Here is a 10,702-nt window from a genome sequence, read left to right as displayed (position 1 = left end):
GCAGCTCATCGGCGGCATAGTCCTCCCCCTCAGCGACCGGTTCCTGCGCGTATGGCAGCTCGTCGGCGGCGTAGTCGTCATCGTTTTGCTCAGGCACAGCAGAGTAAGGCAGGTCCGCATCGCCAGAAGCAACTGGTGGCACCGAAGGCACCACCAGGTCTGTTGTATCATAGGGAAGCGCCGCCCCCGGAGAAGGGGCGGGTTCCAGGTGTCCTTGCTGGTAAGGCAAAGGCGCGTCCCCTTGCGGTACAAGGGTCTGCGATGGGCTTTGGTTGCCGCCGGGTGCCGGGCATTGAGCCGGGCCTGACTGGGCCTGACATGTCGGCTCTTGAACACTCTCTTTGCCCGTCGTTCCTGAATGGCAGTTCAGTTGCGCCAGCGTGTCGTACCCAGCTTCACCAGGAATGTAGAGTGAACGGATTTTGTCGCCGTCCCCAGTACATGTGTAGAGGACTTCAAAATCATGCTTACATTGATCCCCGCCGGGGCGACCAAAGCGGTCCATATCGACAACCACTTCGCATTTGCCTGTGTTGTTGTCGGCCCCTCCAGACTTTGTTCGGCATTTGCGTGCGACCAAATCAGTCACATTGCCAAGGTCTGCGCCGCAGTTGCGCCCATAGGTGGCCTGGTCAATCAGGATCTCATCTTCGACACGGCAACGCCAGGCACCGGGCAATTCAGTTTCGGTTCCATTTTGAATCCGCCCTGGTGTTGACGTAACATTGTTGATGAAAACCGGCTCACATGGTTCCCATGTTGGATCATGCAGTGGTTCATCCCCCGGTACCGTGCATTGGAAAAGATTGGCCTTGGCTGTCAGCGCAGGGCAAGCACTCCCAAAGGAGCAATCCATATCCGCCGTGCTTGTCCATTGCCACAAAGCACCTAGACCGCAGCTTAGGGTGAACTCTTCGGATTTAGATTGTGAAAAGCTCTCAGCGATGGCTTCGGCATGGCTAAAGGAATACCCAATTTCTATCGAAGTCTCCCGTTTATATCCAACACCTTCGACAAGTCCGCTTCCAAAGCTCTGGCTGATATTGACCGACGCTTCATGCGTCATTTCGGTGCTCTTCTCTTTGCCTTTCTCCATCCCATAAGACACGGTGAATTCGATTCCGCCACAGCTTGGGCATGGTGGAGAGGCCAGTTCCCACTGCCCGTCATAGCTGACCAACCGATCGCGGTCATAGCACAGGAAGTTGTCATTCCATGACGCGTTCACACTGCCATTTCCCTCAAAAATCTTGATACAGCGATCGGCCAGACCGGCGGTCTTGCCGTCGGTGATGAACAAAAAGTCGTATTCGGATTCTGGTGGCTGACAGAGGTAATTGTCCTTCCAGAGATTGCTCGCCGTCCCGTCGACAACGGTCTCGTTGAAGCTGAAACATTTCATGCCGGGCAAACGACCATAGTTGCTCCAGCGCAATCCATGGTCGCGCGTTGAGCATAAGAAGTTGTTGTCCCAGCCGAACTGTTCTTCGTCGATCTTGATGCAATGCTGCCCGGGCAGCACGCCGTTGTCGGACCAGGTTAAAATCATTTCTGCCGCGCGGCTGACGGCTTTGCGTTGTGTATCTGTCATGATCTCGCCGAGCGCTATACGTTCTTTGACAGAGGCATCCAGAACCATATTTGACAGCTCTTCGTCTGTTTTAAACAGCGCTATAAAGCGTTTGATCTGCTCATCGTTCCACAGATATATCGGGTCGTTTGGAACGTCGAAACCGGCTGCCTTTGCGAGTTTCGCACGTGCGCTTTGCACCTGCTCTCCGGTTTTGTCGTTCGGCGTTGCGCAGATGTAGTTGTTGTCCCAAATGAGGCGCGACGGGTCCGGCTCGCGCATGGGAAAACACTTTGTCTTGGCATTTGGTGGCTTTGGTATGCCGCTCACATTTGTCAAAAAAGACAGCTCAAAAGGGAAGTTCGTGTCGGAGCAGAGGTAGTTGTTGTTCCAGGCCGCGCCCCCCTGTTCTTCATAGTAGCGTGCGCATTCCATTCCTGAGATTTGGCCGTTGTCACTCCAGGTGAGCGCCCCCCTATTATTACACAGGATGTTTGCCTCTTCGCCGGCAAGCTCGCTATCGGCAAGGGCAACGCAGTATTCGCCAAGACGCTCACCAAAGGTCGAATAGGTAAACTCAATGTCTTTGGCGGGCGCGGGATCGGCCGCGTTCGGTTCGCGTTTCAGGCAGACGAGGTTGTCTTTCCAAACGTCAACGGGACTTTCCAAGGCAACGATGCACTGCGAAACATCAAATCCGTTCGGGAGGCCAGCCGGGTGATAGGCGACCGAGTAAGGCATGTTCTTAGGCACACAAAGTTCCGCCCCCACCTCCGGGCCAAACCCATTTAGGTTCTCTATCCATGGGGTGCAATTGTACTCTGCCTCGTCATTATGGGGCACGCCGCTTCGAAACCATCGCAACCCGACAAACACGTCGGAACACAGGAAATTATCCTGCCAACCAGTTTCCCCGAAATCAATCCGGACGCAGTTTTGGTTGAGTGCAGCGATCTGTTGGGATGTCGCACTCCCATGCCACGTTAGGCTTGGATCATTGGCAGCTTGCGCTTGAGCAACCTGCGGCAAGACCAAACTGGACAATGCAAAAAGCATCCCTGCTTGGAATGTTCTAGTCAAAAAGGTCATTGTTCTTCCTAGAGTTGGAAATTTTCAGCTCAACGCAAACGTTGTGTGCATTCTTCAATTTTCAGGATGGCGGCCGTTGATCCATTGAGCGGAAAGTCAAAAGAATGACGTCCGATATCCATGATCATCAATGACCCGGCTTTGATGGCATCAAGCTCCGGGCGCCCTATCCAGGCAATGGTCCAGCTATTTGAGGCCGTCCCAGACATGCCGATGGCACGCCCGTCAATTTCCAGCTGTCCGTAATAGTCAGGCTCAGACGACACCGGTAACGCCAATTGCCATTGACCGCCGTCAAAACCAATACGAAGCTTCAGACCACTGAAATCACGTTCGGCAACGCAGTATCGTGCATTGCCTCCTTCTGAGCCGGAAAAGACAGCGTAGTCTCGGGCTTGGTCATAGAATTGTTCATTGATACCCGGCGTGCCTGCGATATTCGCTGGTCCTGAAAAGGGGGGGGCAGAAGCCGCTGTCACCGCAAGACCTTGTGAGACAGGCTTGCTTGCTACAGGTGCAGCTGGCGCTTTTGGGGCCGGAGTAGGGGCTGGGGCTGGTTTGGAGACCGAGACAATGGACAAGGTGATGGGGTCAAAATCTGTGTAACCGTTTTTTCCGATTTGAAAAAACCACGAATGACCATCCGCGACGCGCCAGAAAGAGCGGTTGTTGCGCGAATACCCAAAGGAGCCACAGCCTCTTTGTGTTGCTCCATTCGCCGCTGTATACCCCTTGGGCGCATCGACAACCCAAGCGTCTTTGGCGTAAGAGGTTGCTGGGAAAGCCCGACATGACTTGAACGCATCTGGTGCGGAAACACCTGATTTTCGCATGTTTTTATGAACAAAATCGAGCAACGGACCTGATGTAGCACCGGGGCCTGAATTCAATAGTGTGGCCAGTCGTATCGGCTTGCCGGTTGAATTCATACCACCACCGGCGATGTACAACTCTTGGGCGTCACCAGTTTGTTTTAGCACAAGCTCTGCGGCTTCGGCTTTGCATTTTGATGCCCAATACAACAGGACCTTATCCTGTCCGAACTTCGTCTCGGCTACGTCTGGACGACAGCCATAAACCGCAAGCCCCTTGGTAAACAACTCGCTGGGCGCCCCAAGTTTTTGGGTTGCATCTTCCTTGCACAGGCCCGACAGCGCCAAGGCATTGGCACTTCCTTGGCAGGCCTCAGCGGTCGTTCCGAATGCGAGAAGAGAAGCTGTCAAGATGGTCGGGATTCTAATACTTTTTTTGCTTAACCTGATATTCAAGCCAAATTTACCTATATGGATGTGATGTTTTCATAAAAGAACTGAAACTCGAACCACCGATACAATGCTCTCAGCATGCATGCCGACTTTGAGCTCAGTCAACTTTTTTCTGCGTCTTAAATGCAATTAAGAAGATTTCGCTCTTACCTTATTCAGTACCTGCTTTTGCTGTATCGCAAGGAGCGCGCGCTAGCATCTCCAAGCGGCACCGAGGACCACAGCGCTTTGCCTGACACCGTTGCATCAATCCGCTTGATTTGAGAGCGGCCTTGGATCATCAACTCAATTGCCGCTGGTTATCACAGCATCGACGAAGGCAAATTCCCTCGGAACTCCAGGCAACCAGCGAGCGACTTGTGGTTTCTTGATGGAGCGGAAGAGGTCGATCCCAGAGCGAATTGTCTTGGCTGCTCAAAGAGAGCGATAAATCTTGCGGTGTCCAAGCAGGCGCTTAAAGGCAGCATTGTAGCCTTCCTATCCTGTTGAGCACACATTTTAATCTTCATTTTCTACCCCAAAAGAATGACACGAAAACTGAGGCAGCTACCGCAAAAGTCAGCACCCCAATTATTGTAAGGGCAAACAAGGGGTCAGGTTGACCATCTCTATAAATCACGTTGGGCCCCGCAGTGTAGGTGAAATTTCCTGTAAAATACGGAAAAAATACAAGCGCTGTGAACCACATAATGAACATGAAAATCGTATGTAAGGGAGGCGTCTTAAACGCAAACGCAGCAACCCAACCAGGAAGCGCAGCCAAGAAAAATGTTGCCCCAATAAACGCAGATCCGGAAATGGAACTCCCCATGGCAAATGACAGTATTGAAATTATAGTAATAAATATGACTGAGGATATGAGGTGGCGTTTTCTCGTCAAAATTGAAGCTCCTTACCATTTACGATTTTGACCAATACGATTTCTATCGTCAAGTGGTAAGCCAGTTAAAGGTACACTCGTTCGATATTTTGTGTTGGGAACATCTCGTTGATCTGTGGAGAGTTGTAAGTATTTATTGGATATAGAAAAGTCAGAAATTCCTTGGAACCGGTTGTTTTGAAGGCCTCCATCCCCACATTTTGTTGCGCCTTCAGGACGCAACGAAAACCGTTCAAAATTATTGTGATTGAAGGTTTTTGAACGCATAAAAGCAGACTGCCCGCATTTTGCTTTGAGTCATAACCTTGAAGCCGCCTGTCCTCGCTGAACATCCGCAGGTGGTGTGATCACCATCACGTGATCCGTTTGCTTTGGTGCTGACCGCTACCAACCGCTGCCGACCGGTGCCGCTATGCCAGCACGCCCATGGCGAAAACCTTGCACAGCGTTACGCGGTGGCCTTCTGACTACGATTGTTCGGTGTCGCGACATGTCCATGGAATGTAAAGAAAATCGCCGACGGTCTCGCAGTAACACACTGCTTCTTCGGCTTCGCTGAGCGAACTGCTGATTGATTTCGCCAGTTTTTTTGACAAGTGCCAGATGGAATTCCGCGGGGTTAATTTGGTGGACAATGGCAACATATCGTCTTCGTGCGTCGCCTAAATTATCGAAAACGCAAAGGCTGTTGATGTTGATTTCTAAGTAATGCCTACCAATTTTCTTGCGGATACGCATTCTATCATAGTCATTTTTTTCAAGGCGACGGGCATAGGGGCAGGCCCGATTAATTCATATCTCTGAGTTCACCATGCTTTATTCTAGATCAGGCAGATTTCCGCAGGAACAGCGCTCTATTTCAAAGGCATATAACGCAGTCTTGGAAAATTCCGATGAACACAAAGGGCATGGAGAAAAACATGATCTCAGCGGCTCGACTTTCTTGCTTAGGCAACCAGCTTTATCTGCGAAAATCAAGCCGCTGATAACGTGCATTTTTCCATGTTGAGCGTTATGAAACAATGAGCCTTGACCCTAGGCCAGAACGCCCCAAATCAGTAAAAGGCCAACTGCCATGATCCAATCACAGATAACGCAAAATGAGATGTACCAGCGCGGAATTTCTGTCTCAATCAGATTATGGTGCAACAGGTCCCACAAGCCATGCGCTGCAAGAGCTGCGGCAATGACAAACGGATAGCCGTTTAGTCCAATCCAAGCGGCAGCCGCAAATGCCAGGGCAGTCGTGAATTCCACGACTATTGTTTTTGTGCGCCCATCTTTGAACGCGTAACCGATATAGACACCGGCGATAAGAACCAGTGTTATCGCCGCGAGCTCATACGAAAGCCTCAAGGGCAAAACGAGATGTAGAGGAAGCGGCAAAACACCAAGAAGAAAGCCGGATGTTAAAGGAATCCGTGCAAAGATATGTTTGTCAATTTCCATGTGGCCCGTATCGTCCATTTTCACCTACCAGTCTATAGGTGAAAGTGCCCCTGATCGTGTGTTGACGGTGTGACTTTAGTGATGTCATTTGCCCCGTTCCAACCAAAGCGGGCTTTGTCCCGCTCGGACGGCTTTCGACCAGAGAAACTGTGGTTCCAGATTCCAATAGCCGAGTTGTATGTGTCTCCGAGCCAGACGTCCGGTGCCAAGGCTAAATGCGACATGAGGTGTTTGGTGCAAAGGGGAAAGTTGGCGAAAACTATGCGCGTTGTGATAGTTTGAGGCGCGAGAGCGGGCAGGGGGAGCATCGACGCAAAAGGGTAAATTCACACTCATCACCGCGACGAACGCCAATGCGGACAAACAGGATAGGCACCATATCTTGCGCCGCATATCCCCGCACCAGCTGTAAGGATTCTGCAAGGTTGCTGGCTGCATTCCTGTTGGCGAATTGGGGTGCGCTAAGCATCACAGATATCATTTGGCGTCATAACGCAGTATCCAAATCTTGTGCTTTTTGCGGCCTGAACAGGGACTTACCATAGCCCTTATGCTATCGTTCCAAAGTGTCGTAAATCTCGATCTGCATCTGTTTGATGGCAACTTGAAGCTCGGTAATAAAGGCTCGGCTGACCATGGATTGCGTGGCGTAGCCCGGCGTCAAAATTGAGATCCCGCCGGATATGCGCGGTCTGAAACGCCGGATTGCCAGTCCCTCTCGTTCGGGAGTTTGCAAGATATGGCTGTAGGCTGTGACCATGTCACAGACCATCACGCAAATGCCCGCTGCGACGAATTGAAGGCCGGGAAGAAACGTGCGCAGTTCGAGCCGTTTGTTGAAATGGCATCCCGCTTCGACAAAGGCGGCTTTTGTTTGTGTGGCAGTCCTGTGTTCGTCGAACAGAACAGCCAGTGGGCGGCCATCAAGATCCATCGGCGTGACGACATCAGCGGTGCTCAGAGGATCGTCCCTGGAAAGAATGCACACGCATTCAAGGTCATAGTCCGTTTGCCTGATCGATTTGCGCGGCTGGGGCGTATCGGCGAACCCAAGGTCGAATTGTTGTGATGCGATCAGGTCTTCGATTACGTCCGAGGACCGCATGATGAGCGACGCATCAAGACCGTCCCGAGCCTTGAGAAAACCGGTCAGCAGTCGGGGAAGAAACACACTTGAGGCCGCCGGGTTACAGGCGATCTTCAGCGTGCCCGATTGCAGCGTGCTGATCCGCTCAACCGTGCGCTCGGTGCGTTTGACGCGCTCAAGAATATCATCGCATTCCTCAAGGAAAAACTGGGCTTCCGGGGTGGGGGTCAGCTTGCCGTGTGAGCGCAGGAACAGGGTAAACCCAAGCTGATCTTCGAGTGTCTGGATCATCGTTGAGACGGCGGGCTGTGTGCGGCCCACAGAACGGGCGGCCTGGCTGATGGAACCAGAGCGCATGACTTCGCGAAATGTCGCGAGTTGCCGGAGTGTCAGATGCATTGTCATAAATCCAATTTATGGAATCAGAGATATAATGAATTTGTCTTAATGCCAACTGTGCCTTTTGCTTAGTGAAACCGCGCACCAAAGCTGTGGGTTTGGGGGACATATGGATACATTTACCAAATACGTGCTGACTGCGCTGATCATCTCGGTGGCTTTGGGGCAGTTCGTTCAGGTCATCACGCGCTATGTGCTGCAGGTGCCCGTGATGGGGCTGGAAGAGACGATGGCCTATCCGACGGTGTGGCTCTACATTCTCGGATCGGTCAACGCCTCGCGCGAAAACACCCATATCCGCGCTAATGTGCTTGAGATTTTCATCAAGACGGACCGTGGCCACACCATTCTGGCCATCATCGGCGAGATCATCAGCCTGATCGTCGGCCTGTGGCTGCTGTCCTGGGCGTGGAACTACACGCAATACGCCTGGCGTGTCTGGCGCGAAAGTCCAACGCTTTATATCCCGACATTCTACTCCGATGTCGCGCTGGTCGTCGGGCTGACGCTGATGATGATCTACACCGCAGCCCATCTGCTGCGCCATATCCGCGACCTGCGGACCGGAGAAATCGCATGATCGAAATCGCGCTCCTTGCCATCGCCCTTTTGGTGATCACGCTGACCCTTGGCGTGCCGTTGCCCTACTGTTTCGGCTCGGCGCTGATGGTGATGTATTTCATGGGCGATGTGACCATGAAAGGCATGATGCTCTGGGGTGTCCAGCAGTTGGGCAACCCGGTTCTGCTGGCCATTCCGCTCTTTGTTCTGGCCGGGACCGTGATGTCAGAAAGCGGCATTGCCGCATCCCTGCTGCGCTTTGTGAACGCCTTTATCGGCCATGTGCGCGGCGGGCTTGGCGTGGTGGCGGCGGTGTCCTGTGCGGTGATCGGAGCCATCTCGGGCTCTGGTCTGACCGGCATTGCCGCCATTGGCCCGCTGTTGATCCCGGAAATGGAAAAACGCGGCTATCCGCGAGAATACGCCACCGCCCTGATCGCCAATTCGTCGATCCTTGGCTTGCTGATCCCCCCGTCGGTCACGATGATCGTCTATGGCTGGGTCACCGACACGTCGATCCTTGCCTGCTTTCTGGCCACGCTCGGCCCCGGCCTTCTGATCATGACAGCGTTTTCCGTGATCAACCTGGTCATGGCGCGCAAATTCCCGCTGGTTCTCGACGACAAGCCCTCCTTTTCCGAGCTGTCCGGCGAAGTGGCACGCCGCGGGTTTCATGCCTTCCCGGCCTTGCTGATGCCCGTGATCATCCTTGGCGGCATCTATGGCGGTGTCATGACCCCGACCGAGGCCGCCGCCGTGGCCGTGATCTACGCCGTCCCGGTGGGCTTTTTGATCTACAAGGGCCTGAGGTGGCGCAATTTCCTGTCGGCCAGCAAAGAGGCCGCGACCGCTGTGGGCGCGATCATGATGATGATCCTGTTCTCCATGATCCTCAGCCAGATGTTCGTCTACGAAAGCATCCCGCAACAATTGGTGCAGGGCATCTTCTCGATCACCGAAAACAAGGTGCTGCTGCTGATCATGATCAACATCATGCTGTTTCTGGTCGGCATGGTGGTGAACGACGTGACCGCGATCATCCTGATTGCGCCGCTGCTGTTGCCACTGATGAACGCAATCGGCGTCAGCCCCGTGCAATTTGCCGCGATCATGGGCGTGAACACGGCCATGGGCGGTGTGACCCCGCCCTATGCGTCCATCCTGTATCTGGGCGCACGGATCGGCAACGTGAAGGTCACAAAGGTGATCCCGCCTGCGATGAAGCTGATCTTGTTTGGCTATGTTCCCGTGGTCTTTCTGACCTCGCTTTGGCCGGACCTGTCGCTCTTTCTGCCGCGTTTCTTCGGATACGACGTCGCGCCCTGAACCGACCTGACCAATCCCACCCAGCCAAAATCAAACCCACCAACAAGGAGAGACCCAACCATGAAACATGCATTCCTAACCACGGCCACCGCCGCTCTGATGGCACTTGGCAGCTACGCACAGGCCCAAGACCTGAAGATGAGCCATGTCCGCCCGCAGGAAGCGACCATTGACGTCGAGTTGCGCGCCTTTTCCGCAGCGGTCCAAGAGGCCACCGACGGAGACGTAAAGATCAACCTGTTCCCGGCCTCGGCGCTTGGCGATTACACAACCGTTCAGGAACGCATCAGCGTGGGCGCAATCGACATGGCGACCCAGCCCGCCGCAGCCGCAGCGGATCGCCGTATGCAGATCAGCTCGTTCCCCTATCTGGCAGGAAACTGGGATCAGGCCCGCGCTGTCTATGGCCCCGGCGGCGTTGTCCGCGACGTGATGGCCGGGCTCTATGCCGAGCAGGACATCACCATGCTGGCGGCTTACCCGGTCTATTTTGGCGGCATCGCGCTGAACGTCGCGAATGACAAAGCTGGGGCAGTCGCTCCGAACGGCATCAAAGTCCGCGTTCCGGGCATCAAAAGCTTTCAGTTGACAGGCGAAGCTCTGGGCTACATCCCCGCGCCGATCCCTTTCTCGGAGGCTTTCACCGCCGTGCAGACAGGCGTTGTTGACGGTGTGATCGGGTCAGGGGCGGAGGGCTATTATGCTTCGTTCCGCGACGTGACCAAAACCTACATCCCCGCCAACACCCATTTTGAAGTCTGGTACATGATCATTTCCAACGAGAGCCTTGCAGAGCTGTCCGATGAGGATCAAGCTGCTTTGCGCGAACAGGCCGCTGCGTTTGAAGCCACCCGGTGGAGCGTTGCCGAAAGCGATCAGGGCAAGAATGAGCAGCGTCTTGTTGACGAACTGGGCGCGACAGTTGCCAAACTGAGCCCCGACGATCTGGAAGGTATGGCAACCAAGGTGCGCGCCGATGTCTGGCCTCAGGTTCTAGAGGATGTTGGTGTTGAATGGGGCCAGGCGATCCTGGATAAAGTTGCCGCCGCAGGAAACTAAGCTAAATTTGGTCAGGG

7 protein-coding genes are annotated in these 10,702 nt (G+C 53.7%); 3 read left to right on the top strand and 4 right to left on the bottom strand.

Features of this window, described 5'->3' with window-relative positions:
- From ACRBB0_RS08870 to ACRBB0_RS08855, 4 genes are all read right to left on the bottom strand, one after another.
- Positions 1 to 2,659, bottom strand: a 2,659-nt coding sequence (locus ACRBB0_RS08870; RefSeq protein ID WP_431374068.1) for a hypothetical protein, incomplete at its 3' end; no start/stop codon positions are given.
- 29 nt (positions 2,660 to 2,688) lie between these two features.
- Positions 2,689 to 3,882 (bottom strand): hypothetical protein, encoded by a 1,194-nt coding sequence (locus tag ACRBB0_RS08865; RefSeq protein ID WP_431374067.1) that lies wholly within the window; start codon positions 3,880 to 3,882, stop codon positions 2,689 to 2,691.
- Between the two features lie 1,957 nt (positions 3,883 to 5,839).
- A complete protein-coding gene (locus ACRBB0_RS08860) occupies positions 5,840 to 6,271 on the bottom strand; it encodes a DUF6010 family protein (protein WP_431374066.1) in 432 nt (143 codons plus the stop codon).
- Between the two features lie 535 nt (positions 6,272 to 6,806).
- Complete coding sequence (locus ACRBB0_RS08855) at positions 6,807 to 7,739, bottom strand: LysR family transcriptional regulator (protein ID WP_431374065.1); 933 nt, start codon at positions 7,737 to 7,739, stop codon at positions 6,807 to 6,809.
- Positions 7,740 to 7,848: 109 nt separating this feature from the next.
- On the opposite strand from ACRBB0_RS08855, the gene ACRBB0_RS08850 reads away from it, so the two are divergent.
- Genes ACRBB0_RS08850 through dctP form a run of 3 tightly spaced genes read left to right on the top strand, consistent with a single transcriptional unit; the run spans position 7,849 to position 10,685 of the window.
- On the top strand, positions 7,849 to 8,319 hold the full coding sequence (locus ACRBB0_RS08850; RefSeq protein WP_431374064.1) for a TRAP transporter small permease: 471 nt from the start codon (positions 7,849 to 7,851) through the stop codon (positions 8,317 to 8,319).
- Positions 8,316 to 9,626 carry a TRAP transporter large permease gene (locus tag ACRBB0_RS08845; RefSeq protein WP_431374063.1) on the top strand — a complete coding sequence of 437 codons (1,311 nt, stop codon included), beginning with the start codon at positions 8,316 to 8,318 and terminating at the stop codon, positions 9,624 to 9,626. Before ACRBB0_RS08850 ends, ACRBB0_RS08845 begins: the two co-directional genes overlap by 4 nt.
- Positions 9,627 to 9,686: 60 nt before the next feature.
- Positions 9,687 to 10,685, top strand: a complete 999-nt coding sequence (dctP, locus tag ACRBB0_RS08840) for a TRAP transporter substrate-binding protein DctP (protein ID WP_431374062.1) — start codon at positions 9,687 to 9,689, stop codon at positions 10,683 to 10,685.
- Positions 10,686 to 10,702 lie beyond the last annotated feature (17 nt).

This window comes from Pelagimonas sp. (genome assembly GCF_050633425.1).
Lineage (GTDB): Bacteria > Pseudomonadota > Alphaproteobacteria > Rhodobacterales > Rhodobacteraceae > Pelagimonas.
Note: the sequence above shows the minus strand (reverse complement) of the source record. Positions and strands in the feature narration are given on the sequence as shown.